At 62.0% G+C, this 25,648-nt stretch carries 26 protein-coding genes and 1 pseudogene; 13 read left to right on the forward strand and 14 right to left on the reverse strand.

Annotation, left to right across the window (positions count from 1 at the left end; all coding sequences use genetic code 11):
- Positions 1 to 5: 5 nt before the first annotated feature.
- A complete protein-coding gene (locus Thiofri_RS16175; protein ID WP_051023696.1) occupies positions 6 to 383 on the reverse strand; it encodes a hypothetical protein in 378 nt (125 codons plus the stop codon).
- Positions 384 to 950: 567 nt separating this feature from the next.
- Positions 951 to 1,352: a M48 family metallopeptidase gene (locus tag Thiofri_RS16180; RefSeq protein ID WP_051023697.1), complete on the reverse strand. Its 402-nt coding sequence runs from the start codon at positions 1,350 to 1,352 to the stop codon at positions 951 to 953.
- Positions 1,353 to 1,591: 239 nt separating this feature from the next.
- Between Thiofri_RS16180 and Thiofri_RS16185 the strand changes: the two are divergent.
- The 5 genes and pseudogenes from Thiofri_RS16185 to Thiofri_RS16205 all read left to right on the forward strand — a co-directional run.
- Positions 1,592 to 2,035 (forward strand): annotated as a pseudogene (locus Thiofri_RS16185) (transposase); the annotation flags it as partial.
- Positions 2,036 to 2,939: 904 nt separating this feature from the next.
- Positions 2,940 to 3,569: a hypothetical protein gene (locus Thiofri_RS16190; RefSeq protein WP_009146517.1), complete on the forward strand. Its 630-nt coding sequence runs from the start codon at positions 2,940 to 2,942 to the stop codon at positions 3,567 to 3,569.
- A 146-nt stretch (positions 3,570 to 3,715) separates the two neighbouring features.
- Positions 3,716 to 3,901, forward strand: coding sequence for a hypothetical protein (locus Thiofri_RS16195; RefSeq protein ID WP_040854030.1), 186 nt, complete (start codon positions 3,716 to 3,718; stop codon positions 3,899 to 3,901).
- A 12-nt stretch (positions 3,902 to 3,913) separates the two neighbouring features.
- Positions 3,914 to 4,777 (forward strand): damage-control phosphatase ARMT1 family protein, encoded by an 864-nt coding sequence (locus Thiofri_RS16200; protein WP_009146518.1) that lies wholly within the window; start codon positions 3,914 to 3,916, stop codon positions 4,775 to 4,777.
- A 55-nt stretch (positions 4,778 to 4,832) separates the two neighbouring features.
- A complete protein-coding gene (locus Thiofri_RS16205; RefSeq protein WP_009146519.1) occupies positions 4,833 to 5,150 on the forward strand; it encodes an antibiotic biosynthesis monooxygenase family protein in 318 nt (105 codons plus the stop codon).
- A gap of 13 nt (positions 5,151 to 5,163) precedes the next feature.
- Here the strand turns inward: Thiofri_RS16205 and Thiofri_RS16210 are convergent, their stop codons facing one another.
- Positions 5,164 to 6,081: a sulfotransferase domain-containing protein gene (locus Thiofri_RS16210; RefSeq protein WP_009146520.1), complete on the reverse strand. Its 918-nt coding sequence runs from the start codon at positions 6,079 to 6,081 to the stop codon at positions 5,164 to 5,166.
- Between the two features lie 62 nt (positions 6,082 to 6,143).
- Here Thiofri_RS16210 and Thiofri_RS16215 point away from each other — a divergent pair, with 62 nt between their 5' ends.
- Complete coding sequence (locus Thiofri_RS16215; RefSeq protein ID WP_009146521.1) at positions 6,144 to 6,758, forward strand: SAM-dependent methyltransferase; 615 nt, start codon at positions 6,144 to 6,146, stop codon at positions 6,756 to 6,758.
- Positions 6,759 to 6,842: 84 nt separating this feature from the next.
- Complete coding sequence (locus Thiofri_RS16220) at positions 6,843 to 7,244, forward strand: thiol-disulfide oxidoreductase DCC family protein (RefSeq protein WP_009146522.1); 402 nt, start codon at positions 6,843 to 6,845, stop codon at positions 7,242 to 7,244.
- Between the two features lie 338 nt (positions 7,245 to 7,582).
- Here the strand turns inward: Thiofri_RS16220 and Thiofri_RS16225 are convergent, their stop codons facing one another.
- The 8 genes from Thiofri_RS16225 to mobI form a co-directional block, all read right to left on the reverse strand.
- Positions 7,583 to 8,491 carry a nucleotidyl transferase AbiEii/AbiGii toxin family protein gene (locus Thiofri_RS16225; RefSeq protein ID WP_009146523.1) on the reverse strand — a complete coding sequence of 303 codons (909 nt, stop codon included), beginning with the start codon at positions 8,489 to 8,491 and terminating at the stop codon, positions 7,583 to 7,585.
- Entirely contained in the window at positions 8,488 to 9,099 is a 612-nt protein-coding gene (locus tag Thiofri_RS16230) for a type IV toxin-antitoxin system AbiEi family antitoxin domain-containing protein (protein WP_009146524.1), read from the reverse strand. The genes Thiofri_RS16225 and Thiofri_RS16230 overlap by 4 nt, the downstream gene beginning before the upstream one ends.
- Before the next feature lie 143 nt (positions 9,100 to 9,242).
- Positions 9,243 to 9,635: a lysozyme inhibitor LprI family protein gene (locus Thiofri_RS16235; RefSeq protein WP_009146525.1), complete on the reverse strand. Its 393-nt coding sequence runs from the start codon at positions 9,633 to 9,635 to the stop codon at positions 9,243 to 9,245.
- Between the two features lie 22 nt (positions 9,636 to 9,657).
- Complete coding sequence (gene thpR, locus Thiofri_RS16240; protein ID WP_009146526.1) at positions 9,658 to 10,221, reverse strand: RNA 2',3'-cyclic phosphodiesterase; 564 nt, start codon at positions 10,219 to 10,221, stop codon at positions 9,658 to 9,660.
- Positions 10,222 to 10,260: 39 nt separating this feature from the next.
- Positions 10,261 to 10,923, reverse strand: a complete 663-nt coding sequence (locus Thiofri_RS16245; RefSeq protein ID WP_009146527.1) for a DUF4400 domain-containing protein — start codon at positions 10,921 to 10,923, stop codon at positions 10,261 to 10,263.
- Positions 10,913 to 12,787, reverse strand: coding sequence for a conjugative transfer system coupling protein TraD (traD, locus tag Thiofri_RS16250; protein WP_453888750.1), 1,875 nt, complete (start codon positions 12,785 to 12,787; stop codon positions 10,913 to 10,915). Before traD ends, Thiofri_RS16245 begins: the two co-directional genes overlap by 11 nt.
- 5 nt (positions 12,788 to 12,792) lie before the next feature.
- A complete protein-coding gene (gene mobH, locus Thiofri_RS16255) occupies positions 12,793 to 14,847 on the reverse strand; it encodes a MobH family relaxase (protein ID WP_223296626.1) in 2,055 nt (684 codons plus the stop codon).
- An 8-nt stretch (positions 14,848 to 14,855) separates the two neighbouring features.
- Entirely contained in the window at positions 14,856 to 15,308 is a 453-nt protein-coding gene (gene mobI, locus Thiofri_RS16260; RefSeq protein WP_255324610.1) for a conjugative transfer protein MobI(A/C), read from the reverse strand.
- Between the two features lie 1,133 nt (positions 15,309 to 16,441).
- On the opposite strand from mobI, the gene Thiofri_RS16265 reads away from it, so the two are divergent.
- From Thiofri_RS16265 to Thiofri_RS16280, 4 genes are all read left to right on the forward strand, one after another.
- Positions 16,442 to 17,428: a ParM/StbA family protein gene (locus Thiofri_RS16265; RefSeq protein ID WP_323705460.1), complete on the forward strand. Its 987-nt coding sequence runs from the start codon at positions 16,442 to 16,444 to the stop codon at positions 17,426 to 17,428.
- Positions 17,415 to 17,684, forward strand: a complete 270-nt coding sequence (locus Thiofri_RS16270; RefSeq protein WP_009146807.1) for a hypothetical protein — start codon at positions 17,415 to 17,417, stop codon at positions 17,682 to 17,684. The genes Thiofri_RS16265 and Thiofri_RS16270 overlap by 14 nt, the downstream gene beginning before the upstream one ends.
- Before the next feature lie 160 nt (positions 17,685 to 17,844).
- Complete coding sequence (locus tag Thiofri_RS16275) at positions 17,845 to 18,198, forward strand: hypothetical protein (protein WP_009146806.1); 354 nt, start codon at positions 17,845 to 17,847, stop codon at positions 18,196 to 18,198.
- Positions 18,195 to 18,803 carry a FlhC family transcriptional regulator gene (locus Thiofri_RS16280; RefSeq protein ID WP_323705461.1) on the forward strand — a complete coding sequence of 203 codons (609 nt, stop codon included), beginning with the start codon at positions 18,195 to 18,197 and terminating at the stop codon, positions 18,801 to 18,803. The genes Thiofri_RS16275 and Thiofri_RS16280 overlap by 4 nt, the downstream gene beginning before the upstream one ends.
- A gap of 57 nt (positions 18,804 to 18,860) precedes the next feature.
- Here the strand turns inward: Thiofri_RS16280 and Thiofri_RS16285 are convergent, their stop codons facing one another.
- Together Thiofri_RS16285 and Thiofri_RS16290 are read right to left on the reverse strand one after the other, a co-directional pair.
- A complete protein-coding gene (locus tag Thiofri_RS16285) occupies positions 18,861 to 19,205 on the reverse strand; it encodes a DUF6717 family protein (RefSeq protein ID WP_009146532.1) in 345 nt (114 codons plus the stop codon).
- 73 nt (positions 19,206 to 19,278) lie between these two features.
- Positions 19,279 to 19,464 carry an NADAR domain-containing protein gene (locus tag Thiofri_RS16290; protein ID WP_304412350.1) on the reverse strand — a complete coding sequence of 62 codons (186 nt, stop codon included), beginning with the start codon at positions 19,462 to 19,464 and terminating at the stop codon, positions 19,279 to 19,281.
- 465 nt (positions 19,465 to 19,929) lie between these two features.
- On the opposite strand from Thiofri_RS16290, the gene Thiofri_RS16295 reads away from it, so the two are divergent.
- Positions 19,930 to 21,381, forward strand: a complete 1,452-nt coding sequence (locus Thiofri_RS16295) for a rhomboid family intramembrane serine protease (RefSeq protein ID WP_009146534.1) — start codon at positions 19,930 to 19,932, stop codon at positions 21,379 to 21,381.
- 40 nt (positions 21,382 to 21,421) lie between these two features.
- Entirely contained in the window at positions 21,422 to 21,736 is a 315-nt protein-coding gene (locus tag Thiofri_RS16300) for a hypothetical protein (protein ID WP_009146535.1), read from the forward strand.
- A gap of 172 nt (positions 21,737 to 21,908) precedes the next feature.
- Here the strand turns inward: Thiofri_RS16300 and Thiofri_RS16305 are convergent, their stop codons facing one another.
- Entirely contained in the window at positions 21,909 to 25,646 is a 3,738-nt protein-coding gene (locus tag Thiofri_RS16305; protein WP_009146536.1) for a conjugal transfer protein TraG N-terminal domain-containing protein, read from the reverse strand.
- Positions 25,647 to 25,648: the final 2 nt, after the last annotated feature.

Raw genomic sequence — 25,648 nt, forward strand, 5'->3', positions numbered from 1 at the left:
AGTGCTCAAGCGCGGCTACAAACCCGTGGCGATCTGGCTGAATGTTCGCGCCAGGAGCTGCGTGCCTCATCCGTGATATAGACGCCCCCGGCGGTCAGCTTGGAGCCCGAGGCATTGCTGAAATGCTTGGCGCAGCGTCTATCGTTCCGGAAATCCGCCATGCCCTTAATTGTGCGCCCACCGCCATGGCCGGAAGAAACCGCGTGAAACGACTGTTGGGATTCGCAGATGATGTAGAAGCGGCGACCTTGTCCGCCAGTGCCCAATCCGCGCGGGCGGGTCGCGTCCAACGCGAAGTAGCAGGGATTGCGCACCGCCCCTTCGCCGACCTTGCGCAAATACAGGGCGCGCGCGCTGCAAGACCACGGAGGCGATTTGCCCATCGCCCACGCCGACGTGGGCCTTCAGCCAGGAGGGGATGCCATGGGGCTGACCCGAGGACTGATTAGAGAATTGGCCCGGAAAGTCTTCAGCGAGAAAGAGCGTGCCGAAGCCGGCACCGCGAATGAAATGATCAGGAGGCTAGGAGTGTGACAAGGCCGAATCTGATTTGCATCGTTCAAATCCTCTCTCACCACAAAAATTCTAGGGAAAGGCTTCAGGTTCCGCGCCTTGCATCCGCCCCAATTGGTCACCAAGCTTTCCGCCTAGGCTTTGAACATTTAAGCACACCAAGAAGGTGACCCGTGCCATATTCTAATTCGGATTCGCAGTCTTCAATCAGCCAGGTTGTTCAACATCCTCCATCTTACACGAGCCCCGAGCACACGGGAGGCACCTCGGGCTCCGGTGAACTGGTCGTCCTTGCCTGGGGCGCGCTCTATGTTCTTTTTCGCATCCTGTCGCGACAACGGGACCGCTGCGTCATTTGCGGTCTGGCTAAGAGCGGACGCTGCTCTGGCCCGGGAGACCCTTTTTGTAAAGCGCGAAGAGATTGAGCGAGACGCTTTCTACAACCTCTGCTCCAACAGCGCCCCATGCTCCTTCAGCCAGTCCTTTGCTGTCTCGGTCATCGGGTGCTGTGACCTGACGATATTCCAGAAGCGCGGCGTATGGTTTGGCTCGATCAGGTGAGCCAGTTCGTGGATGATGACGTAGTCAATCACCGCTACCGGCGCCTTGATCAGGCGCCAATTGAATCGGAGGCTGTTTTTCCCCGTGCATGACCCCCAGCGGTAGCGGGTTTCCGATATCTCGGCGTCCCTGTAGGTGACGCCGAGATTGCTCGCGTGCCGTTTCACGCGGGGTAGGATCTTCTGCTCGGCGCGGACGATCATCCAATCCGACAGCGCCTTGATGCCACCGGCCGCGATGCGCGGAGGAATCCGAAACTGGCGCTCTTTCGAAGTCATCGTCCAGAATCGAGATTGGCGCGACCTTCAGGTCGATTCCTTTCGAGGCCAGATACTGATCCGTCGTCAGTATTCGGACCCTGCTGAATGCGGGCGCACGCACCGATATCCGGTCCGAGTTCAATGAGACGCCATTGGAAAACCTGATTAGCAAGCTCCCTCAGCTAAGGAGCTTTCCCAACGGCAGTCTGAAAATAGGCGCACACTGGGTTACCTTCTCTCACTTCAGGACCAAGCGCATGCCGATGAATCGCGTTCAATTCCAACCCGGGCTGTCACTGCCGGCCTTTCTCGCGCAATTCGGCACCGAGGCGCAGTGCCAGCGCGCCCTGGAGCAGGCGCGCTGGCCCGAGGGGTTTCGTTGCCCTGAGTGCGGTTTTACGCAGGCCTATATCCTCGACGGCAGCACTCACAAGGTCTTTCAATGCCAAGCCTGTCGCAAGCAAACCTCGCTGATCGCTGGCACGCTGTTTCAAAGCACGCACATAGCGCTGACCATTTGGTTTCTGGCGATTTACCTGATTAGCCAAGCGAAGACCGGACTATCAACGCTGGCCCTCAAACGCCACTTAGGCGTGAGTTATCCGACCGCCAGGCTTATCCAGCATAAACTCTTGCAGGCGACCAGCGAGAATGACAATACCTATACGCTTCGAGGTGATTGCCAGGCCGACGCTGCCTATCCGTTCGTGATCTCGTCAAAACCCAACATCGGTGCCAAGAACAAGCAAAAACGTCAGCAGAACTACCGGCATCTCTTAGCCCGCGCACTTGAGCATGGAGATTTATCTGAGCAAGCGGCGGACTCACCGCAGGAAGTGGCAAGATTTCTCGGCTGCTCTGAAAATTGGGCCAGAAACCTGATCAAAGTTCGCTTACGCAACAAGAAAGGAAGACGAAATGAGAACGTCCGTGCGCTAGCGAGGGATGGAAAATCTGTACGTGACATTGCAAGAGCAATGAGTATTGATGTGCAAACTGTCTCGAATGTGTTGAAAAAAGAAAAATAAGAACACATACAAGCCGCCTTTCATCCGTCGACGACGCTCATAGGTCTTTGTTTATTGTCCCAAGCGTTTAGTAAAAACTATGCACTGTAGTGCAAGACTTTAGTATTTTTTTCCAAAGATGAAAATCTTAAGCGTCGCGCAGCGACACCTTATCGAACTTTAGGCCGCAGTAAAGTCTGCGGATTAGGACTTTCAGTCCGCATTCATACTGTGCACTTCCTAATGCATAGCGGTTGATTTACCAACGTATTTAAAATACGAAACACGGCCCCAAAAAGCCACGCATGCCGCTTACAAAATTCAAGGGGGAAGCCACGTGTGTCTACTGCGCGTTTGCTGGCGGGAACTTATCTAAACGTACCCGTTATGTCACCTTAGAAGGGCTGGTTCGGCACGACCAGCTCCCTGGGCGAGCCGCCGATGAACCCTGTCCAGGGATTGGCGGGCGCGGCGGTGTTCAGCGCTTGGAGTTTGTTCCTGTTAGGCTGGGTGACCATACCAGCCGGCGCCTTGTTGGGCTGGCTGATGATCCGCCGTTCGCCGGCATCGCCGTCATGAACCGCTCGGCGCTTCGGTCATGATCGCGATGCAAACTCGCTTCGACAAGCCCCGCGTTCGCTGCGCGGCAGCGCTTGTGACGTCCTTCGCCTTGGCCGCCAGCGGGCCAACTGAAGTGCGTGCGGATTCGGACCTCGGTGCCACAGTATCCGATATTGAACAGGCCTTCGAATTATCCCAGCACGAACGGCTCAGACGGCTTGCGACCTTTCGCCAAGATCATCTTGCGCCCTTTGTCAGTGACGGGTGCAGCGGAGGACTTTCCGCGATTTGGACACAGCTTTCTGAGTGGCTGCCGGCTTTTCTTGCGATTCATGATGATCGCCCGCCGTGGGAATCTTGCTGCATCGCGCATGATCGGGCCTATCATGCCGGCGGACTGGAGGAGCCCAGCGCGCAAGCGAGTTTTGATGCGCGGTTGCGCGCGGATCAGGTGCTCCGCGCCTGCGTGATCGAGACGGCCCCGAACCGAGCGGCCGCGCTGGCGGCGCATTATGGGCTGCGGCATGAGCAGGTTGAGCAGCTTTATGCGCTGATCGCTGATCTCATGTACCGCTCGGTGCGCCTGGGCGGCGGTCCCTGCACCGGCTTGCCGTGGCGCTGGGGCTATGGGTTGCCGGACTGTGGGCTGCTATCACCCCCAGATTAACGCGAGGACCATCAGGGGCGATCCCGGATGGCCAATACCACAGCCAGCGAGCATGCACCGAAACGCGACTTATCAATGCGGCCACTCCCACCTCCTCGGATAATCCTGAGTGGATTGATCGGAAACAGCAACGCGGAGGTTCCAGCATGCCCCAGCAGCAGCGACACAACATGGGAGCGGGCGGCGCCTGCATCTGCCCGAAGTGCGACTATCGCGGCGCGCACCGCAATGGCATCCCCTGCCAGGAGGAGCGCTGCCCCGATTGCGGTGCCAAGCTGCTGCGCGAGGGTTCGTATCACGACCAACTGTTGCAACAGAAGCGCCAGAGTTAGGGCCGAAACGCGATGCGAGTTTATCTGGACTGCTGGCCCTGCTTTCTGCGCCAAGCGCTAAGTGCCTCCCGCCGCGCTGGGGCCTCGCCTGAGCTGCAGCGGGCGATTCTGGAGGAGACCATGGGTGCCCTGCGCGAGATGGCCAGCGATGCCACGCCGCCGGAGATGGGCGAGCGCATTCATCGGCTGGTGCGCGAGCGCTCACGCACTCCCGATCCCTACCTGGATGTAAAACGCGAGGCCACTGCGCAAGCTCTGGCCTTATTGCCGGCACTGCAGGCGCGGGTCGAGACGGCCGAGGATCCTCTCCAGACCGCCGTGCGCATCGCCATTGCCGGCAACATCATCGACCATGGTGTCGCCGAGACCTTCGACCTGGAGGCGACACTGGAACGGGTGCTGCGGGCCAACCCTCCGATCGACGACCTGCCCTTGCTGCGCGCGGCGCTGGAGCGCGTGGATGAGGTGCTCTATCTGGCCGACAACGCCGGCGAGACGGTCTTTGACCGCGTGCTGATCGAGGCGCTATCCACTCCAGTGACCTATGCCGTCAAGGCTGGCCCGGTGCTGAACGATGCCACCCGAGAGGAAGCCGTCGCCGCCGGTTTGGACCAGGTCGCGGAGATCATTGACACCGGTTGCGACGCCATGGGCGCGCCGCTGGGGCTGTGCTCGCCAGACTTCCGCGATCGCTTCAACCGTGCTCGGCTGATCATCGCCAAGGGCCAGGCCAATTACGAAACGCTGAGCGGGGTCGATGCGCCCATCTGCTTTCTGCTCCAAGCCAAGTGCTCGGTGATTGCCGGGGATATTGGTGTTCCGACAGGGAGCGTCATCATTCAGGCGAGCCCGGCGCTGCATGATGCCGTGAAGTGATCGTTCTGACTGACACAAAAAGCCATCCGCACGAAGGCGAACAGGAGCTTAACGCATGTTCATCGTGATGAATCGCGTCGCTGTTGTCGAGGACTTTGCCGAGATGTTCGAGGACCGGTTTCGCCACCGCGCGGGTCAGATCGACAAACAACCGGGCTTTATCCGCATGCAGGTGCTCAAGCCCCAGACGCCCGATACGCCCTACCTGGTGCAAACCACCTGGCGCGACCGCCAGGCGTTCGAGGCATGGGTGGGCTCAGAGGATTTCAAAATCGCCCACAGCAATCCGATGCCGAAAGAGGCCTTCAGCGGAGAAGGCAAGATCGAGATGTTCGAGGGGATGATCGATTCCGAGGTTGCTGACCCGCCATGACGGCTTCGATGGATCAATCGAGCCCCAGATCGGCCAGACAGTCGGCGGGCAGTTCCTGCCGACAACGACAGAGAATCCGCGCCTCCTGATCGGCGCTCAGCTGGGTTGTGTGATCGCCGGTCTGGCCTTTGCGGATGAAGCCGCCGGGGCGAAACATCGGGCTGCCGTCGGCGCTGCGCCCGGCGAAACGCTGGCTGTTGGCCTTCATCCAGGCGAAGGAAGACAGCCGCGCGGCTTGCTCAAGCGTCCGTGGCGTCAGGGGCCAGCCGAGAAACGCGGCGATGCGTTCAATGGCGCCCGACAGGTCGGCCTTGAGATCGCTGTAGCGCAGCATCAGCAGGTTGTCGCGCTCGCGCTGCGGCCACCAACTGGCCAGGTTGCGAAACCAGGCGCCGAAGGCGAGCCAGGCATCCACATGGGCCTCCAGACTCGCGGGGCGCTCCAGTCCGTGAGCGGCGAGTGCGCTGTCGGTCATATCCATCAGATGATGGTAGAAGCTGACGCAGCAGTCGCGCGGTTCGCGCACCGTCAGGATCAGGCGCGCGACCTCCCGACCGGGGGTCTGTTCCCAGGTGCAATGGGTCTTGAACAGGCGCGGGCCGGGGCGCGCTTCAAAGTCCGCCAGCACCTGCCGCCAGCTTTGATGCGGCCGCTGGCGCTCCAGCCAGGGCACCACGGCATCGATGTCCTCAAAGGTCTCATCGCCACCCGTGCGCAGTTGATGCAGAATCTGCTGCATCCAGGTGGTCCCGGCCTTGGGCGCCGTCGTGATGAGCACATCACTTGGGCGTGCCTGGAAATTGGCGAGTATCCAGGGGTCATGCAGCGGATGGGGGTCGCCCCACTGTGCAGCGGGTGGTGTATCTGGTGGTACGCCGGGTCGCTTGCCCCTTGCCAAGGCGGTTGCGGCTGCGGATTGCTGAGTGGTCATGCCATTATTTTCCTGGAAACCTGAACAAGGTTACACCCACAATTCCCTGACGGAGACCCTCCATGTGGGACCAACGTTTTGATCGAGAAGATTATCTCTACGGCACTCAGCCGAGTCAGTTTCTGGCGGCGCAGACTGATCGGCTTCGACCCGGCCAGCGCGCGCTGGTCGTCGCTGATGGCGAAGGGCGCCATGCTGTTTATATCGCTGAACTTGGGCTCGAGGTCAGCGCGATGGACAGCTCTGGGGTTGCCCTGTCCAAGGCGCGCAAACTGGCGGCAGCCCACGGGGTCACGGTGGATTTCCATCAGGCCGACCTGCGTGATTGGACATGGGCGCCCGCGCGCTATGATGTTGTGGTGGCAATTTTCATTCAATTCGCCGAGCCCGCACTCAGAACCGCGATCTTCGCTGGGATGCAGCGCACTCTGGCGCCGGGCGGACTGCTCTTGCTGCATGGCTTCACCCCAGCGCAGCTGGCCTATCGCAGTGGCGGCCCGCCCTGTGCCGAGCTGCTCTACACGCCAGAACTCCTGCGCGACGCCTTTGCCGAGCTTGAGATTCTGCGGCTTGAGGAATACCAGAGTGAGTTACGTGAAGGCACCGGCCATGTCGGCCAGGCGGCATTGATCGACTTAGTGGCCCGCAAGCCACTCGCCGATGCGACGTCAGCGTAAGACAGACCCGAACGATTACCCTTGGGCGCGCGCCTGGTTGGCCCAAACTCGAATGAATCTCAAACCCGACACGGCGTTCTGCCAATGCCCAACCAAGACACCTCCATTCAGGATTCCAACTCGCCATTACGCGTGCTCTACGATGGTGGCTGTCCGCTCTGCCGACGCGAGATCGCCCACTATCAACGCCTCAGGCCCCGCCGGCCAGTGGACTGGATCGACATTGATGGCGACCCAAGCGCGTGCGAATCGCTCGACATCACCCGCGAATCCGCCATGGCGCGGTTTCATGTGCTTGAGGGAACGCGTATTCACACCGGCGCCGAAGCCTTTGTCGTGCTCTGGTCGGCGCTCCCGGTTTGGTCTCTGCTGGCCGCCTTGGCGCGCGGGCTGCGCTTGCTCCCTCTAATGGAACGCGGCTATGCCTGGTTTGCCCAGCGCCGCTGGAAGAAGCGTTGCCAGGATGATCGTTGCGCGGTGATTTGATGACATCGCCCCGGCATTTGCGTCGGCTACCGCCTCTGGGTGACCCGATTCCTCCATCCTAGATGCCTACCAATTGTCCCATCAAAGCTGTCGGCTTTCGGCACAACCAGCGCCTTTCTGCCGCTGATCGGGCTGCTCGCGGTGTTTCTACCGGATCTGCGTCAAGCCCCGGGCAAGGGGGTCACGATGGACCGGGTTGCCGTGCGAGTATGAAGCGTCAAACAACGACCGTCGCGCGATGATTTCTGACGACAACGCCTGAGCCTCGCGTCGGTCGTCATGATGCTCGTCCTTTTCCTTCTACCCCTTGCATCAAATAGGACCGTATAAACCAGGCTTCACCGCCAGCCAACATCCGGATGCCAATGGGCGGCCCAAGGCTGTTCCAACCGCGCAGCCTGCATCGGAGGCTCGAGAAACAGCCGCAGCCGGGACAGCACCGCCTTCAACTCGACAGGTTTCAGTGCATTCTTGGCCAGGAACGCCCGCCATTGGGTTTTTTTTTGGTTGTCCAAAGCAAAGGCCGTGCGCAATCCGAAAGGCACATCGGCGGGAATTGGCGTCGCGCGCCGCGCGAAGGTCGCATCAATGGCCCCAGTCAGGGTCGCGCCATCAAACGTGCTGTGCCAAGACAGAACCCACAAGTCGAAATAGTCCTTCATGCGGCTGTTAGCGATACCCAGCACAACCAGAGCCTGCAATTTCTCGGAGACAACGGTTTCGCGCGGATAGGCTTTTAGCCGTGGAGATGGCAAGTCTTTGAGCAAACAAGGGTAGTCGAGGGTCTCCGGTCCAGGCGTGACCGCATCGCCGAACCCCAGATCGATCTGCACCGGACATCGGGCGTTGGCGAGACGTCCGCTCAAGGTCACGCGCAGCCCCCCATAGTTGGCTGCTTTGCGGATTGCCTGTACGCGAACCGTCTCGGGTTGAAAGTGCATGCCGTCCTCGGGCACGGCGACCGCGCTGCACAGTTCCCGAAAGATGCGTTCCGCAATCAAGGGTTCCGCGGAGCCAAAACCGAGCAGATCAATGTCCCGTGTCGGGCGATGGGGAATGTCGAACCAGAGGTCAAATAGCAGGGCGCCCTTGAGCAAGAAACGCTCGGCGTATCTGGACTGACCCAAACGGTAGAGCAACCGTTCGAGGGCATAACGAGTCAACACAAAATTGAAGTCTTGCCCGTTCGCCTTGGCAATAGTCAGCAGCCTGGCTCGCACGGATGCACCGACATCAGGACCATTCATGCGAGACTGTCCAGATAGGGCCGGATGACCTTGCCCACCCGATTCATCTCGGCGAAGCGCCACAATGCATCGATGCTAACCCGACGGGGTCCACCATCCTGGCCGAGCGCCTCCTTCAGTGCTTCCAGGGCGACATCGAGGCCGATCTTGTTGCGGTATTTGAAACAGTCCGCCACGGTTCGCGCAAGATTGGTCACTCGCACCCTGACCCTGTCGATCTCGTGCTGATCGACGCCCTCGGTCATTCCTGCCTCGGAAAACCGCACGACGCGCAGCGGTGGATACGACAGGGCGGGTGCATGGGCCTTGCCGGGAATGGCCAGCCACACCTCGAACGGATTCTGGGTTGTCAGTTCATGGAAGCGCAGTGCCGAGAGCAGGCATATCACGGCATGGGGGGAACGGCGCGCCACTTCGGCCAAGGCCGCATGTTCCGATACCGGCCGCTCAGGTAAGGCATAAAGCCCCCGTCCAACACGCGCGAGTCGACCCTGGCGCACAAGTCGCGTCAGAGACACCCGCGGCAGACCCTGGGCATCCAGATCAATCGGACGGAGAAGACCCTGCTGTCGGGTGAGCGCGAGAATGGCGTCTTGGGATGCGGACATACAGCGGGAGTTTCATTATTTCGGTAATCGCTATTATTATCCGTGTTTTTGGAACGCACCGCCATCTTTTCCGCGTGCCTGTGAGTACTTTGGTTGCGGAATCAGGTTTCCCAGTTTTGCGCGTCATTGCAGCGGCGCGCGCATCAGGGCCGTCGGCTGCCAGCACAACCATCGCCTTCCTCAACATCGAGCCAGCGTCTCAGCTGATTGATCCGGTCTTGGGTCAGTCGCGCCTGCTCGCCGCAGACACACATCGGGTAGATGCTGCCATAGCTGATTTGTTTGTTTTCATCAGGGTATAGCGCCTCCAACTCGGCATCGCGAAAGGCAATCCAGGCGCGCTGGGAGCGCTTGAGCTTGTCCAGAAAATCGTTGTCGCCCTGATAGCGCTGGCGGATTTGCTGGTAGACGCGATTGAGTGTCTGGTCGGCTTGTTCAAACTCGCCACAGGCGGTCTGGTTCAGGTCGGCCTGCGTCTGTGCTCCGCTCGCGGCGGGAACCAGAACAAGGATCATGAGAGCGGTGAACAGGCGCATCTTGTCAGTCTCCTGGGTAACCTCAAGGGTGGATTTGGCCGGTCAGCGTCGCGCGGTGCAGGCAGCGGTACTCAGCCCCCGTGGGCTTGAGCGTGCTGGCAAAGAGCGCGAGCTGATCGATCGTCATGGTTTGCGATGTCCAGTCGGCAAATGGGGCGGTCCAATGCCGCGCGTCCAGCGGTAATCGCGTCCGTGCCAGCGTGAGATGCGGATGATAGGCCCGGCGCTCCCGCGGAAACCCGAGAGATTGCAATTTCCCGCTTAACCGTTGCTGTAGAGCGATCAATCGCTGGGTCTCGCCATCCAGGCCGACCCAGAGCACGCGACAGTGGCGCAGACTCGGGAAACCGCCGATCCCCTTGGCGACCAGGGTGATTGGAGGAATGCTGGTCACAGCCGCCCTGATGGTATCACCCAGGCTGGGAAGCTGTTGTGAGCCGACCTCACCCAGGAATTTCAGCGTCAAATGCATGTTGCCGGGCGGCACCCAGCGCGCTTTGAGCCCCGCGGACTGCAAGGACCGTCGCAAGACCTGCAAATCCTCGATCAGAAATCCTGGGAGTGGCGCGGCGACAAACAGGCGCATGGATTGGATTCTTGCATGGTTCATATGGCCTGACGATAGTTAAAGACGTTTCTGTGTCTGCGTCACCATGGCCCCCACCGCAACCGCGATGCTGATGGCGACCATGGGGACCACCACGACCGGAATCGGCACCGGAAGCAACAGGCACAGAGAGACAGCCACCCCCATCCATAGCAGCGCTCCCACCGCCAGCCGATGCGCAAGCGGGCTGGGATAGTCAAACCCGGATTGGCGGATGCGCCGGCGTAGCAGTCCGTCCAGAATACCCCCAACCAGGGCGAAGGCGAGAAAGGGCCACCAGGCGAGCAGCAGGACAATGCGCTGCACGGCGATGTCCAGCGACTGCCAGATCACATCGAGGCGGTCTTGGATCAAAGGCCAGACCGGGCTCTCGGCAAGCTTGCCCAGTTCCGGAGCGCGCTCGACGCTGACGTCATCGGGTATGAGCAGATCATAGCTCCCGGCCATCAGTCCCGAGCGGACAAAGAGTCGTTCGGACCAGGCTTCTGATTGCTCGAAGATCGCTTGGGCGGTCCTGGCACCGAGGGTTTGCTCCATCCATTCGGCTTCCTGTTTCTGAACCCGGCTCGACCACTCGGTCGGCACCAGTGCAGAGAGCAGGATAAATTCCATGACGAAGAGGATGACCGCGACTGTGATGCCCCACAGCCAGCCCGAGCGGGCTTCGCGTTCACTGGCCATGGGCTTGACTGTTCATCGCTGGCTGGGAGATCAGTTCAGTGCCAGCCCCAGACTCAGCGTTGTCTTCAATCCCGCCGGCGACCAAAATCGGCAACCGGCCCTTGATGATCCGCCCACCAGCGAGCCGACCGATGTATTCCAGATTCGGCAAGTGCCCGAGCAGCGCCGGCGGCAGCAGGTCGCCCTCCTCCTCGATCAGGCGCTCCCCGGCATTGCCGCTGAACAGCAACGGATTGTCCGACTGGGTGCTGCTCGCCTGGGTGCGCATGATGGTCTTGAGCCGGATCTTCGGCAGGCTGTCGGTGATGTAGGTCTGGGTCTCGGCATCGAGGACTCTGAGCGCGATGAGGTTGTTCAGATTCGCCAGCACCTGGGTGGCCTTGTCGCGGCTGCCGGTGCGCGCGGCGAAGTCGGCGAAGCTCTGGGTGGCGACCGTGACCCGCAGCCCCGCGCCACGACCTTTGTTGAGTAATTGCACAAAGGGATCATTCATCACCTCGGCGGCCTCGTCGATGAAGACGCTAACGGAGTGATTCTTGACCCCGTAGTTGTAGCGATCCCCGGCCATGGAGGTTAGCTCAGCGATCAGGAGTGATCCGATGGCGCTGCCGACCATGCCGTCGGACAGCGAATCCAGACCGATGTAGGCGACCGAGCGATCATTGATCAGGTCCGTCATGCGCATCAGACTGCGGGAATCCCGGTCGCTGTCCGGGTCGGGCGACAACAGCGGTCCCAGTTCGCCCGAGGTCAGCATGACCAGCACGGGCATCAGGCTCGCGACCATCTTGGAGAAATGCACCCGCTCATGCTCGTGCATGTTGACCAGGCCGTCGATGACCGAGGATGGATACTGCGAGGCGACACGCTGGCGGTAGTGGCGGATCAGGGCCATCACCCTGCCCTGCCCGTCTCGGGCTTTACTGAGAATGGCGTCGGCATCGAAGCGCCGGTCCGCTTGGGTGCAATAGGTCACCAAGGCGCGTTCGACCAAGGCATCGACCCCACCTTCGAGGTAATGGCGGAGTTTCAGCAGATTCGGCCGCTCGGCGACCAGCAGCAGCCCGGCGATGATATGACTCATGGCCATCTGGCCGAAGGCTTTGAAGGGATCGGCGCCGGTCTCGGACGGCACCAGCGCGGCGATGCGGCTGGCGAGTTCGGTATGGCGCCCGAAGGTCGCCATCGGATCAATGCGGCAGGAGTGCTCCGGATAGGCGGGATGAAAGGCGGAGAAGGATTCTGGTCTTCCAGCCAGCGCACATGCCCGGCGCGCATTGTCGCGGAGTTCCCGGTCGCCCTTGGGATCGATGATCAGCACGGCTTCACCGCGCAAGACCGCCTGGGTAACCAGCAAATCGAACAGCCGGGTTTTTCCCGCACCCGTAGTGCCAACCACCAGCAAATGGCCTTCCATGGTGGACAGGGGAACCGCCAGGTCTTTCTCCCTTGGCGCCAAGCCATGCAGCCAATGGGCGCCGACGGCGGTGAGGGACACCTCGGCGAGGCGCGAGGGGCCGACCCGCAGCAGATCATGCGCGAGTTGGGCCTGGTCGCGTTCCCACTCGAAGCCTTTGCCCAGCCACAGCTGGCCTTTGACGCGGTGCATGGTCTTGGCCAGTTCCTCGGCGGTGACAAAGGCCAAGGGTCGGCCATTCAGCGCCCGGCGAGCCGTGCGCATTCTGAGCGCTCCCGGCAGCCAGGTCAGCGCCATGACGAGCGCACCGAGCGAGAAGGCATGAAAGGCTGGGGTATGCAGTCGCCAATGCGGCGCGCTGGCAAAGGAGAAAGCCGCCAGCAGCAGCCAGACGGCGACGGCGATGGCCTCATAGTTCGCCCGCCAGGGGTTGGTGTAGCGATCCATGCTCATCAGATCGTCACAACCAGGCGGCGCTGATTGTCCTCGCGCACGCGCGGGTCGTTCAGCAACCGGGTACGCAGGCGAAACACCCCGAGGTGATGCTGTCGGGCAAGCGCCTTGAGCTGGCGTTGTTCGAGGACGCAGGAGTGGGAACCATCACCGCCGCCGTGCTGGATGGCCAGCTCGCGCAGAATGATTTCAATCAGGCGCGGATCGTCGGGATCGTCGCTGGGCCATTGCGAACTGACGGGGGCGGTTTGAGCCGGTTGCGGAATCTTCGCCTCGGGTGCTGGCTGATTGGCCTGCATCTCACCGAGAACCAAGCGCAGCTGATCCGAGAGCTGGGCATTGAGCGCCAACCAACGCTGGCCAGCATGATCGCGCACCCGGCGCATTGGCGTTTGCGGGTCGGGCTCTAACCAGCCGTCCTCGCTCAAGGCTTGCGCGGCTTCGGGTGCGGACCAGCCGGCGGTCTCGAACCAGTCGGGGTAGCGCAGCCACAGGAGGTCATCGCGCCAGATGGCGCCGGTGTCGATATCCCTGTCCAGGGAGTCGATGGCCGAGAGCAGACGTGCGCTGCTGGCGGAGGACTCGGTGAGCCAATGACGGGCTTTTGGGATAAAGGCAGAGGACGGGTCTGCCGGGGAATCGGGGAACGTTCCGACAGGGTTCACCGTTACCATTGCCGCTGCTGCGTTTGGTGCAACCGGCTTGGGCCTGGACTCAAGCTGGCCGGCTACCGCATCCTGGGATATCCCCACCGGTTCAGACGGTCGCTGAGGCTCAGATCGCACCGGCTTCGCAACCTCCGGCGCCGACCACAACTCCACTGTCCCCGGCGCGCCAAAGGGAAACAGCACCCCTGGGTCATTCAGTCGCAGCATGGCCAGCTCGACCGGCTTTTCGTTCCCGCCTGACAAGATCGCTGGCGCCATCCGCCAGGTCGGATGCTGACCGAGCGCATCGAGCCTTGGAATCGCCAAACCGCGTTCCAACAGCACTTCAGCCATGGTATCAGGATCACGCGGAATACCCGGCACCCGGTCCTTGGCCAGCAGTTCGCTCATGTCCTTGGCCGCCGCCGGCCAGACCAGATGTAACCCGAGATCCGCGAACAGCCACACCCGCGCGCCGGGGACATTGACCGTCCAGCGTCCGTCATGCAGCAGCCGGCGCATGGCATCGATCAGGTAGCGATCCACGGGCACGCCAACGGCGGTGTCGATGGATTCGATGCGATGCTCGCGCAGATCCTGTTCGACGCTGACCCGGTCGGCCTTGCGCACCAGTTCAACCAGCGGACTGCTGTGCGGCACGCCAGTGATGGCGGCTAGAAAGCCGCTGTAGAGGTTTGGGTCCGGATGCGACAGCCAGCGTTCGACCCGGGCGGGCAGAATGCGTTTGAGAGCAATCAAGTTGAACGCCTCATGCCCGCCCTGAGCGCGTTGCTCGCGCCAATGCAGGAAGTAGCGATCCAGGCCCCGTTGTTTGGCCCAGTCATCCAGGTCTTGGTCAATCGGCGACCAGGAGGAACGACCGTCGCGGTCGGTGGCGGTGACATCGTGAATCACCTTGCCGGCATCATGCAGCAGACCACCCAGGGCCGCGGCAACTCGCAGCCTGGGTTCGAGCTGGCGGCGTTCGACGCGCGGGCGATCCAGGCCGATCATCACGCCTTTGCTGGATCGGGTGGCATAAAAAGCGGCTTCGAGCCCATGGCGGTAGAGTCCGCCGGCACCCCGGTGATGGTGCGCCTCGCTGGCCGGGATCAGATGCACGAAGGCCGCGTAGCGTTCGATCACCGGGACCATGTAGGACGCCCAGCGATTGGTGCCGTCATCATCATCGCCCAGCATCAGTTCCTTGCGCAGGCGCGCGATCAGCTCGGACTGGGTGGCCATCAGCTGCGGCAGGGTTGGCAGCGGCAGTCCCTTGACGAAGGGCGGATAGCGGGGAATCTCCTCGTCGCTGAACGATGGCGATGGCTTTGCCGCCGTAATGGTCGTTGTTGGCGGTCTGGTCGCGGTCTGCTCCTCGCCACCCGCGCCCAGCCAGCGTGACATCCAGCCACTCATGATGCGCGGCCCTCCCGGATCGTCTCATCATCGCAATCCGTCTCGGCGCTCGGCAGGGGCTGGGCGAGCAGGGTCTGGAGTTCCTGTAGTCGCCGCTCCAGGTCTTTGATCAGGCGCAGGCGTTCGCGGATGGCACCGAGCGGACGTTCGGCGTCCAGGGCGATATGCCGCTCCCACGGAACCGCGCGGTGGAAGGCCGGGCGGTTGTAGCGGTCCCCTCGTCCGCGCGGCAGATACTGGGTACGACCGGGACGTTCGACCAGAAACCATTCCAGGGTGAAGCTGCCGCCTGGTCGGCGCGGCGAGCGCATCCGCACCCCAAGCCGGGAGCAACCCGCGCGGGCACCCTGACGTTTGCGCTCGGCCCGCAGGCGCAGCATAGTGCTGACCTCCTCGATCTCGGCATGAATGCGCAGAGCGTCTTGTTCCTGGTCTAACCATTCGGCCATGACGCGCATGGCCTGACGGGATAGCGGCTCATGATCTCCGGACGCAGGGTCCGCGACAGCGCGCGAATTCGCGTAACTGGCCCACCCCTTACCGTGGTGCCCCCGAGTTTCGGGGTCACCTGAGAATTCAGGGCGGTTTTTGGGGCTCTCAGCGGCCTTGGTCATCTGGGCATCGGGTCGGGTGAAGGTCATCTGGTCCTCGCGGTGTCTTGGGTCACTGGTCGAAAAGTGCTTTGATTCATTGGGTTGCGGGGGTGTTTCGGGTCTGTTTGGGTCACCTCGTCGGATACATCACCGGGTCATCTGAGTGGTTGGGAACCGCTGTCCACCAAGGGCGAAAAATCGGCTTTTTCGTCGGATGGGTCATCTCGTGTTTCGGGGACGCCTGGCACCTGTGTGTTCTTCAATTCGATCAATGGATTAGGGGCTGTCTCTGGCCCGAGCGGTCATCTCACAACAGGGGCGGTTTTGGTCACCTCGCCCCAAACCGCGACTTCGAGGGGCTGGAGACCCATGCGAGTCGCTGAAGCGGGCGTTCGGCTTCCGCCGCTTCCGCTCAGCTCCCGCTTGGCCGTCCCGGTGCTTTGTTTCTCGTCGGCGAGTCGGCGGCCGTTGCGATGCCAACAAGCAATCAGTGCGCTGCCCTTCTGGACTCAGCCGCCAAGGTCAGGCGGCCCGCAGCGCGAATCGCCGCTGGTCGCTTTCGTCAGCCTGGTCCGCTGATTTGGCGGGTCGTTCGCCCCTCACGCGCTGCCGGGTCATCTCGTGCGAACCCGTCGCCGGTCACCTGCCTGTTCCCATCCTCGATCAGCGTGTTGCGCGGATCGGGGACCATCGTGGGTCATCTCGCCCGCTGCTGAGTCGGCACACCTCGCTCGCTTCAGTGCCGAATCCTAGCCCTGCGCAGTCCGGAAGCGCAGCCACAAAAGACACTGATTTACCGCAGCTTTCGTTGTTTCTCCGACGACATGATCGCGGGCAGGATGCGTCCATTGGTGCAGTCGTTGGCCTGTCGTTCGCCAGTGCGCGGACAGGGGCTTGCTGGGGTCGCCGGGCGGAATGTCCGGGTTAAACCCCGCTTTGGCCGGGCCGTGTCGTTGCGCTGTCGTTCTACTCATCGCGAGGAGGTCTCCATGCAGGTCGTCGGTCTCGACATTGGTTACAGCAATCTGAAGCTCGCCTTCGGGCGGGCAGGTACAAAGCCCGAGTTACGGGTGCTGCCGGCGATGGCGGCGCCGGTGGAGCATGTGGCGGTGCAGCTGGATGGCACCAGCCGGGTGAGTCCGACGGGGATTCCGGTGCAGGTCGATGGCCAGAAGTGGATTGCCGGGGTGCGCCCGACCCGGGTGTCAGGCTGGTCGCGGGCCTTGCATGCGAGCTATGCCGACAGCGATGCCTATCGCGCGCTGGTGCTGGGGGCGCTGACGCTGGTCAATGCCCCGCGTATTGATCGGCTGGTGACGGGCTTGCCGGTCTCTCAGGCGGTTGACGTCAAACAGCGGGAGGCATTGCGCGCGCGTCTTCTTGGTCGGCATGCCACCGGGATTGGCGTTGTGGAAGTCGGGGAGGTGCGGGTGATCGCGCAGCCGGTCGGCACCTTTGTCGATGCGCTGGTGCAGGGGGATGACGCGCTGATCAGCGTGATCAGCGAGGGGACGGTGCTGATTCTGGATGTTGGCTTCTTCTCAGTCGATTGGGCGGTGCTGGTGCAGGGGGATCTGCGGCGCACGGCGACCGGGACTTCTCTGGAGGCAATGAGTGTAGTGATCGAGACGGCGGCTGGATTGATCGGCGCCGATGGCTCGGGCCAGCCGCCCGTGGCGGTGATTGAGCGGGCACTGGCGGAGGGTCGGATGTCGATCCTCTACCAGGGGCGTCGGGTTGATTTGCTGCCGGCGTTGCAGCAGGCATCGACTGGGACAGCGCGGATTGCCCTGGAGGAGTTGCGCCAGGACTTGCGCCGGGAGCAGACGGCGGTAGATCGGATTCTGGTGACCGGTGGCGGCAGTGCGTGGTTCATGCCTTTGGTCAGTGACCTCTTCGACCCGGTGCAGGTGGAGATGCCGCGCGATCCGGTGACCGCGAATGCGCGCGGGTATTTCGTCTATGGCGGACGCTGAGGCGCTGCGGGTGCAGGTGCATCTGTCGCCGGCCTTGCATCCGGAGTTGTTTGGGGCCTTGGCCGGATTGCGCCCGCGTGGGCGGGCGGAGCGGTTGCGGCAGTTGGCGCTGATGGGGTTAAGCGGTGGGCGAGCTGGAGCTGCCGGGGTTGCTGAGACGGCAAAGGCGATGCCCGAAGACCCGAGCCCGCCAGTGGCCGAGGCGCTGTCGCCTAACCGCGCGCGGTTGCTGCAAGGGCTGACGCTGTCGGACTAAGGCATCCAGAGGCCAGGCCAAGGTATCACCTGCAACCGTTCAATCCATGCCGGAAATAGTTGTGTGTCATTTGATACGCAACGCGCTGGTCATGGCAGGAAAGGCGCCGCGGCTTCCCTATTGTTCGCAACGGATTTTTGATCATTCAGGAGGTTGTTCGATGCACGCATACTCGCACCTTATCCCCGAGTCGCTGGTGGGCTCGATTCATCAGTTGAACCGGGCCTATCTGCATACCGCTCGGGATCTGCTTCGTTCGGGACAGGACAGGGTCGTCGAGGCCCTGTTCGGCTTAGATGGGACGCTGGCCCAGTGGCTGGTCGATGCCACGCCGGAGGCCATCGAGCGGTTGGCGACGACGCCGGGCACGGTGTTTCAGCCGCGCTTGCCGGAGGCGACCGACAAGCTGCTGGCGGTTTGCACCCAGGCGCCGGAGCGGGATATCACGGCGCTGCATCTGCTGCTGCGGAATCTGGGCGAGGCGGCTCAGATCGATCAGGGAGAGTCGCAATGATCCTGGAACGTCACGCCCGCATGCGCCTGGCCATGGAGTTGATTGCCCGACGCGCAAGGGTTTCCATTGTTCATCACGAAGCCGGCGTCCCGCGCGATACCCTGCGGGCCTTGTATCGGGAGCTGCATGGGGTGTCGGCGCCCTCGGGTCAGTTGCCCACGATCGGCGGGACAACCATCAATTCCCGGCGGCGGCAGTTGCAGGCGTCCTTGTTCGCGGTGACCTATCTGCGTTGTCGTGGCCAGGCGGCAGCGGAGCAGGCTTCAGGGATCAGTGAGGCAAGCATTTACACCATCATCGCGGCTCATGATGTGTGCCGGACCCTGGCCGGTGCGGAGAACAGCCTGGACATCACCCGCTGCTGGGTGACGGCGCGCGATCTGCACATCGGCACGGCGAAGCTATTGGGCTGCCGCGCCTGTGAGGTGCATTTCCTGGTCGCCGAGCAGAGTCGGTTTGATCGCACTTGTCCAATTTGCTCGCTGTATCGGAATTACAATGAGGCCCCGGCGGTGACGGGCGAAGCGGCCGGCAATGCCTTCGCGCAGTCCCTGCAGTTGCCGCCAGCGCCGATGTTTCAGCGATGGTCCGGGGGGCTGGCGTAGGTTTGGCGCCTTGTTCGGCGCATCGCCAAACCGGCCAGCGATTCCCGATGGTCAGAATCACTGTGCCCTGAACTGGGCGTAGATCCGCTCTGGCGCCTTCTCGAAATACTTGAACAAGGCCGGACAGAGCCAGCCTTCCATGTCCAGTGCCTCGCTGCGATACCAGTTGCCGTCGTATTCCTCTCGCTGCCAGATCAACTCGAGCTGATAGCCCGGGAAAGGGGCTGCTGAGAAATACAGATGGAAGCCAAGACGCGCATCGGGCAACTTGGCCACCATCTTGTCGATGATGTCATCGGCACCGGAGACGAAGGGCTCCTTGACCAAGCCGGCGTCAGGGTCGTCAAACACCCAGGCGCCGTTGTCGAGGTAGGGGTGAATGACCATGATGGCATTCGGCATCGCTGCATTGTCTCCGTCTTGGATATTTCGTTTGGTGCGCCTGATGCCGCAGCTATTAGTCGCGTTATTGTGGTCATGCTAACCCTTCCCGCATTTGCTGGCGCACGTCCATCAGGAGAAGACCAAGCATGTTACGGCCCCGGCCATCGCCGCCATCGCCCCAATCGCTGTCTTTCTCCCTGTGCTCGACCAGCCTGGCCTCCCCGGTCGCCAGCAGCAGTTCACGCAGTTCGGGGTGTTGTGAGAACTCAGCCAGCACCGCCGGGTGCGCCGGCGATCCCGCCCCATCCTCGCCGCCAGCATCGGGGGCTTGGCCTTGCGGATCGCTTCCCGGTCTTTCGGGTCCTGGAACTTGGCCGCCTGGAGATCGTGCTCCGATGTCTGCCAGGTCTTGCCGTCGAGCCGGATGGGGTAAGGGGCAAAGTTCGAGAACTCATCATAGGCATGCGCCAGGCTGTAGAACCGAATCACGCCCTGGGTCATATCGGGAGTCAACGGGCTGACGGCGGATCGCGTGGGGTTTAGGGTGGCACATTGACGAAGCAGTGATGATAACGCCCTTTAGAAGCCTGCCATCCGGCATGACCCTCATCGAAAAATAAACGCGGAACCAGAACCGCCTAGTCGACGTTTTTCAACACAGCTGATGGTATTCTGTCCATAACAAAACGCCACCTGACCTGCTCAATTCGGTTGAGCGCAAGGCCATCGAAGATATCAAAGCATGTTCCTTCCCTACAGCACGGCGCTGCGTCTGGGAAAAATCCCCTGGATTACCCTCGCTGTCGTTGCGCTCTGTACCTTCATCTACTGGAAGCAGGCGCACAACGAGGCGCTGATCAACGCGTATACGCAGGCGTATTGCAGAGACAATACGGACCTTTTACGCGCCATTCTGTTAGAGGACTACGACGAAACCGCGGTCAGCGGTTGCCAAGAGGTTCTGCCTATCATCCATTCCCGGCCAGATCCCGAGGCGTTTTTCGAGCGCTTGCTGGATTCACCCGATTTGCTGGAGGGCGTCAGCCAGGCGACGCTCGTGGACTGGCTGAAGCGACTGTATCAAGACTTTCTCCAATCCGGACCACCGTGGAGCCTTGATGCCACGATGGTGTATGACCCCTTGGGCTGGAACCCATTGAGGGTCGTTACTTCCTCTCTTGCACATGCGGACTGGGCTCATCTGATCTTCAACATGATCTTCTTCATCGCCTTCGCACCGGCGCTGGAACTGCTGGTGGGAGGCAACTTCCGGTACATCGCCATTTTGGTGGCTACGGCCTTTGCCGCGAGTTTTGCCTATTCGATCACCGTTGTGCTCGGCGCGGAACCACTTCCGACGCTCGGCTTCTCCGGCGTGGTCATGGGCATGATCGGCCTGTCAGCATTCCTGATGCCCAAGGCGCGCATCAGGACGTTTTACTGGGTTGGAATCGCCTTCGGCCACTTCTACATCCCAGCGTGGATACTGGCGCTGTGGTTTATCGGCTGGGATACCTGGCGGGTGATTTCCTCGGCCGACGTTGGCAATGTCAACGTCATCGCCCATGTGGCCGGCGGCGTTGCCGGCTATCTGATTGGGTTTTACTTCCTGCAGAAACAACGCGCCTTGAACCAGGATGACCTGGACGAAGAGGTCTGGTATCAGCAGTTGAAGCGAAAGGACTGGTTCGGCGGGCTGAGCTCCTACCGCAAGCGCCCGGAGACCTATGCCAACGAGGAGCGGTTATCGCAGGCCAAGCGCGATTATCAGTCTTTCCTCGACCGCCTGCTCCGTGCCGTGCGGGCGCGCCAACACAGCGAAGCCATCCTGATTCTTCTTGAGTATTTCGAGCTGTATGCGAAGAATCCCGAGGCTTACGAGGACATCTTTCAGGAGATGAAGGATTACGGTACTGGCCGCGCGGTGCAGTGCGCCGGGCGATTGGTAATTTTTCTCTACCTGCGCCAGGACAAGATCGCCGCCGCCTTCCGGGTGCTGGAGGAGTGCGCGCAGCTCTCTGAGCATTTTGCCCTTGGCCACGTCGATGACGCCAGCAGGATGCTACACCATGCACTGAGCTGCGGAAGGCCAGACATCGCCAAGCAAATCCTTCGCAACGCACCCGGCAAATATGGCCTGACACAGGCTGCAACGTTGCGCAGAATAGTCCGGGAAGTGGCCAGAGCCCAGTGAAGAGGCATCTTTGCTTTAATCCAACACGTGGGAGCCGCGAATGACCTTTCTCCAACAGCCAAGGGCTTACGAAAAGACCGCACTCGCTGATCTGCAAGGCGCTTGGATGACGTTGAGGGAGGCTGTGGTCAGCCAGTTCGGGTTTCCCAACTCCGACACGCTGCTGTTTCACATCGACGAAGCCATGAGCTGGGAATCGGTGCGCAACCTCAACACAATGAAGTCTAGTTTGGTGTTGATTCGCAACATCGCGGCTCAGGCTCAGGCCCCGACCGAAGTAACCGAGGGCATCGACGATGTTCAGGACTGTTTTGAAGAGGCTGTTTCCGCGATCGCCGATGGCTCAGTGACATAGCGCGCCGAATGCATCTGTTTGGAATCGTCTTGCGAAGCATCTGCCGGAGGGCTTGCCGTCCCGGAGAAGGCGCCAGCGAATCCTTCTCGCGGACGGTGATCGGAGCCGCTTGTTCTGCCATCCAACTCCAGGGCCAAAAACACGCGTCAACGATCTCTGCAACCAACGAGGTTCAGTCATCCCGCTGACGCGCCCGACCCAAGCCCTGCAGGACCGACGTCCAGCCCACCTGCGCCCGATTCCCCGCCTGTCCCTCGTAATGGCTCTCATTGGACGCATCCTTCGGCAAGCCGGCCCAGATAGTGGACAACCGGTTGGCGAAGGTCTCATCCGACAGCCGCCCGGACTGCCAAGCGGACAGGCCCGCATCGCCAGCCAGGACCAGCGCCATGCGATCCTGCAGGGCCGGGCTGAAGCGTTCCTGACCGCTCAGGCCCATCCGCTCGATCAGACCGCCCAGGGTGTCATCGAGGATCTGATAGCGCCCGACCGGCGAGCCGCCGCGCTCGGCGACCAGCTGCTGCTGCACCTGCTGGACCTGTTCCAGGGTCATGTCGGTCAGGCGTAGCTGCTGCTGGTCGGCATCACCGAAGAGCGCGTTGTAGTTGCCACGCGATTCCGGACGGGCGATCACATCCAACACCGCCCCGGCGGAACCGCCGGAGACGTTCGGGTGGATCAAACCAGCCGGCGCCATCCCTGGCAGCCCGCCGGGCGCTAGCGACTCAGTTTTTTTTTGAGCCTCGGCGGCATCGGCTTCCGCACGGTTGTAGGCCATGACCTCGGTCAGCTTGCTGTTGTCGAGGCTGTTCGCCGCCTGGGTCAACTGGTGGGCAATGGCCGGTCCCAGATCCGGACCATGCTCGGCCACCAACCGCTCGCGCAGGGCCTGCTGCTCGGGGGAGGCGAAGCGCAGCGCCTGACCCATGGCGGAGTTGCCCAATAGCCCGTTATCCACCTGGTTGCGGTAGAAGTCCTCCTGCGTGCCGGTCAGGGCGTTCTCGGGCAGGCTTTGCAACTGATAGGACGCCAGCCCATCAATGGCATCACCGTAACGCTCGCGCGCTTGGGCAACGGCGCCGGACCAGCCCTCGCCCTGTTGTAAACCGCTGAGCAAGCCATTGAAGGCCGCCACCGCGCGGTCACCCTGGACAATGCCCCGCTGCAGCAGATTGCCGATGCCACCGGCGAGTTGGTCCGTGGTGGCCTCGGCTGGCGAGCGATGGCTGTTGGCCTCGCCGAGAATCTGGCGTTCCCAGTAGTCTGAGCGTTGCTCGGCCAGCGATGCCTCGCGTTGCGCTTGTGACTGCATCAGGCGCTGCTGGGCGTCCTGATGGAAGCGGTTGACAGCATCCCCGCCACCCAGCGCCGCATTGCCCAAGAAGCCCTCGGCCACCCGATCATCGAGTCCAGCCACCTCGGCACGCGGATCAGGCAGCCCGGCGCCGAGCACCTGATCACGGGTACTGCCAAAGACACCAGCCGCGCCATGCAGCCCCGCGCCATTGGCCGGATTGGCCCCCGTTCCACCCGGCCCCTGGAAGGCATCGCCCAGAATCGAGAAGGCTGTCTCGCGTGCCTGCAAGCGCTCCTCGCCGCTCAACGCCCGGTCTGGTTTGGCATAGCCGGCCAGCAAGTGCATGGCTGCCGCCGCGCGCGCTTGCTCGGGATTGGCGAAGACGCCCATGGCGCTATACCAGTCGCTCACCCGCTGGTGATCGCCGGTCAGTCCCAGGCGGTCGATGGCGCTGTATGCTTGACCGGCAAGCGCCGGGTTGCCGGCCAGGCGTTGCCCGACTTCGGCCGCGCCATAACTGCCGGAGGCCGCCGCGGATTGCGACAACCGCTCGGCCCGCTGATGCGAGCGGCTGTCTTGCACTACATCGGCCGCGCTCTGCTGCAACTGGGCGCTGTCCTGGCGGCTCAATCCCTGGGTGAAGACACTGCGCAGGCCCTGCTGGGCATCGGCGCTGACGGACGACGCCAGGCTGGACTGGAAGCCAGTGTCGCTGGTCACGCGCGTGGCGATGTCGTCGGCGACCCGCTCGGCCAGTTGGTCGCTGACCTGATATTGATCCCGCAACTGCCCCGACAACTCCCCGGCAATGGCTGAGCCTGAGCGCCCGCCTCCGGCCAGTCCGACACCGGTTGCTAGCATGCCGGTCATCTGGTTTGCCGACAATCCGGTCTGGGCATACTGCTGCGACAGACTGCTGCCGGCGCTGTAGAACGTTTTGTCCGTCTCGCTGGCACTGGCCGAATAGTCAAAGCCCAGCGCCCGCTGCGAGAATGATTCCCGATTGTGCGCCGCCGACATGGAGGCTGTCTGTCCGAGGGTGGACAGGAACTGCCGGGAGGACTGCTGCAAGGCTTGCTCGGTCACGGCGGTCTCGCGGCTGGCCTGGGTGCCCAGATCGAAGCGCGGCAGAATCGATTCCGCCCCGGTCGCCAGGGTGCCGGCATAGGGCGTGTTTTGATACCCCGAGCTGATCGCCAGCGCGGGTGCTGTTGAGCTGACGCTGGGCGAGAGCCCCTTTTCGTCGATATGATCGCTGCCTCTGAGCCGCCCGGCCAGATGGGTCGCGGTCACCGCGCTGCCGTAGATCAGCATCAAGGCGATGGCTGGCGTGGCTGCGGCCAGCATGCCGCCGGTGGCGAGCCAGTCCTGCAACACCAGATCGAGCTGCATCAGCCCATAGAAGGAAAACGGCTCCAACTGGGCGACGTTCGACAGCGCATCCAGATCCCGTCCGGCGGCCATCATCAGGTAGAGATTCGTTACCGCAAGAACGGGCAGCCACAGCTGTGTCCAGAGTGCGAACATCAGCCATTTGCCGGTCAGGCTGATGCCCATGGGTCCCAGGGCGACCGCAAAGCCCATCAGTGGTGCGACCGCGTAGATGAAACCCTCGAAGAAGGTCATCATCGGGCGCACGATGTTCATAAACAGCGCCTGCTCTGCCGCCCACTGGCCATTGCGCTGGGCGATGGCCTGCTGCACCGAGGTGGCCGCCGCCCATTGCAGGCGGTTCTCGTGAGTCAGCACAATGCCCTTCTCCAGCCATCCGAGGGCTGCGGACATCAGCACATAGTCCTGTGCATCCCGCCCGGCACCGGCCAGAGCATCGACCGCGTTCTGCAATTTGGACTCGACATCCGCCGTGTTGGCCACACCGAAGCGCGCTTGCAGGGTATCTTTGACGGCGGGTAAGAAGGAGGCTGGCAGAAAGGCGTTGATGCGCGCCCACGCCTGATCGCAGCGCAGAGTCTGGGGTACACCGCCTTCGTAATACAGGGTGGTGAAGGCGACATTGCTGCTCGCCAGCGCGGTTGTCACATCCGGGGCGGTGAGAATGTCATCCAGACTCCGGCGCTGAGTATCGACATCCGCCAGCACGCAGTCGGCGACATAGTTCACTAGCGAGCCTTCAACATTGGTGCCCGGCTCCGGGGCATTGGCTGCGCCCAGGGAGGCTCTGGAGAGCGTTGCTTTCCGAACGCCCGCCAACGTCTGGAGCGCATCTGCAAAGCCCTGCCCAGTCATGGCGGGTGTGGAGAATGCCTGCTCCATCAGCCGGGTCACACCATAGCCGACATTGGACATGGCCGAACCCACAGCAGCGGGTCCGATGGGGACATGGTCGACCACTCTGACCGACCCGGTGTAGGCATCCTCCACGGTCACCGACACCGAGGTGCCGAAGGCCAGCAGATAGATCAGCATGGCGATGAACAAGCGCCCGAAGTAGAGGGTGTTGTTCACCAGGCCCTGAAACATGCCCAGCAGGATTCCGACCACCAGCCCGACGGCGGCCAGTTGGCGAAAATCCCCGGTCCCGGTCAGGGCTGCGACGGCATTGAGGATCTGGGTCAGAAAGGCCGCATCGCCGATGGAGTAGATCTCGAACATGG

The organism is Thiorhodovibrio frisius (genome assembly GCF_033954835.1).
Taxonomy (GTDB): domain Bacteria; phylum Pseudomonadota; class Gammaproteobacteria; order Chromatiales; family Chromatiaceae; genus Thiorhodovibrio; species Thiorhodovibrio frisius.

What these genes read in the sequence shown, in the direction of transcription:
- Thiofri_RS16190 (WP_009146517.1), top strand. Translation starts at nt 2,940, where the DNA reads ATGATCGCGATGCAAACTCGCTTCGACAAGCCCCGCGTTCGCTGCGCG.
- Thiofri_RS16305 (WP_009146536.1), bottom strand. Translation starts at nt 25,646, where the DNA reads ATGTTCGAGATCTACTCCATCGGCGATGCGGCCTTTCTGACCCAGATC.
- Thiofri_RS16285 (WP_009146532.1), bottom strand. Translation starts at nt 19,205, where the DNA reads ATGCCGAATGCCATCATGGTCATTCACCCCTACCTCGACAACGGCGCC.
- Thiofri_RS16270 (WP_009146807.1), top strand. Translation starts at nt 17,415, where the DNA reads ATGGCGGACGCTGAGGCGCTGCGGGTGCAGGTGCATCTGTCGCCGGCC.
- traD (WP_453888750.1), bottom strand. Translation starts at nt 12,787, where the DNA reads ATGGATCGCTACACCAACCCCTGGCGGGCGAACTATGAGGCCATCGCC.
- Thiofri_RS16175 (WP_051023696.1), bottom strand. Translation starts at nt 383, where the DNA reads ATGGGCAAATCGCCTCCGTGGTCTTGCAGCGCGCGCGCCCTGTATTTG.
- Thiofri_RS16275 (WP_009146806.1), top strand. Translation starts at nt 17,845, where the DNA reads ATGCACGCATACTCGCACCTTATCCCCGAGTCGCTGGTGGGCTCGATT.
- thpR (WP_009146526.1), bottom strand. Translation starts at nt 10,221, where the DNA reads ATGCGCCTGTTTGTCGCCGCGCCACTCCCAGGATTTCTGATCGAGGAT.
- Thiofri_RS16280 (WP_323705461.1), top strand. Translation starts at nt 18,195, where the DNA reads ATGATCCTGGAACGTCACGCCCGCATGCGCCTGGCCATGGAGTTGATT.
- Thiofri_RS16225 (WP_009146523.1), bottom strand. Translation starts at nt 8,491, where the DNA reads ATGAATGGTCCTGATGTCGGTGCATCCGTGCGAGCCAGGCTGCTGACT.
- Thiofri_RS16265 (WP_323705460.1), top strand. Translation starts at nt 16,442, where the DNA reads ATGCAGGTCGTCGGTCTCGACATTGGTTACAGCAATCTGAAGCTCGCC.
- Thiofri_RS16180 (WP_051023697.1), bottom strand. Translation starts at nt 1,352, where the DNA reads ATGACTTCGAAAGAGCGCCAGTTTCGGATTCCTCCGCGCATCGCGGCC.
- mobI (WP_255324610.1), bottom strand. Translation starts at nt 15,308, where the DNA reads ATGGCCGAATGGTTAGACCAGGAACAAGACGCTCTGCGCATTCATGCC.
- Thiofri_RS16195 (WP_040854030.1), top strand. Translation starts at nt 3,716, where the DNA reads ATGCCCCAGCAGCAGCGACACAACATGGGAGCGGGCGGCGCCTGCATC.
- Thiofri_RS16220 (WP_009146522.1), top strand. Translation starts at nt 6,843, where the DNA reads ATGCCCAACCAAGACACCTCCATTCAGGATTCCAACTCGCCATTACGC.
- Thiofri_RS16245 (WP_009146527.1), bottom strand. Translation starts at nt 10,923, where the DNA reads ATGGCCAGTGAACGCGAAGCCCGCTCGGGCTGGCTGTGGGGCATCACA.
- Thiofri_RS16215 (WP_009146521.1), top strand. Translation starts at nt 6,144, where the DNA reads ATGTGGGACCAACGTTTTGATCGAGAAGATTATCTCTACGGCACTCAG.
- Thiofri_RS16300 (WP_009146535.1), top strand. Translation starts at nt 21,422, where the DNA reads ATGACCTTTCTCCAACAGCCAAGGGCTTACGAAAAGACCGCACTCGCT.
- Thiofri_RS16230 (WP_009146524.1), bottom strand. Translation starts at nt 9,099, where the DNA reads ATGTCCGCATCCCAAGACGCCATTCTCGCGCTCACCCGACAGCAGGGT.
- Thiofri_RS16210 (WP_009146520.1), bottom strand. Translation starts at nt 6,081, where the DNA reads ATGACCACTCAGCAATCCGCAGCCGCAACCGCCTTGGCAAGGGGCAAG.
- Thiofri_RS16200 (WP_009146518.1), top strand. Translation starts at nt 3,914, where the DNA reads ATGCGAGTTTATCTGGACTGCTGGCCCTGCTTTCTGCGCCAAGCGCTA.
- Thiofri_RS16295 (WP_009146534.1), top strand. Translation starts at nt 19,930, where the DNA reads ATGTTCCTTCCCTACAGCACGGCGCTGCGTCTGGGAAAAATCCCCTGG.
- mobH (WP_223296626.1), bottom strand. Translation starts at nt 14,847, where the DNA reads ATGTCACGCTGGCTGGGCGCGGGTGGCGAGGAGCAGACCGCGACCAGA.
- Thiofri_RS16205 (WP_009146519.1), top strand. Translation starts at nt 4,833, where the DNA reads ATGTTCATCGTGATGAATCGCGTCGCTGTTGTCGAGGACTTTGCCGAG.
- Thiofri_RS16235 (WP_009146525.1), bottom strand. Translation starts at nt 9,635, where the DNA reads ATGCGCCTGTTCACCGCTCTCATGATCCTTGTTCTGGTTCCCGCCGCG.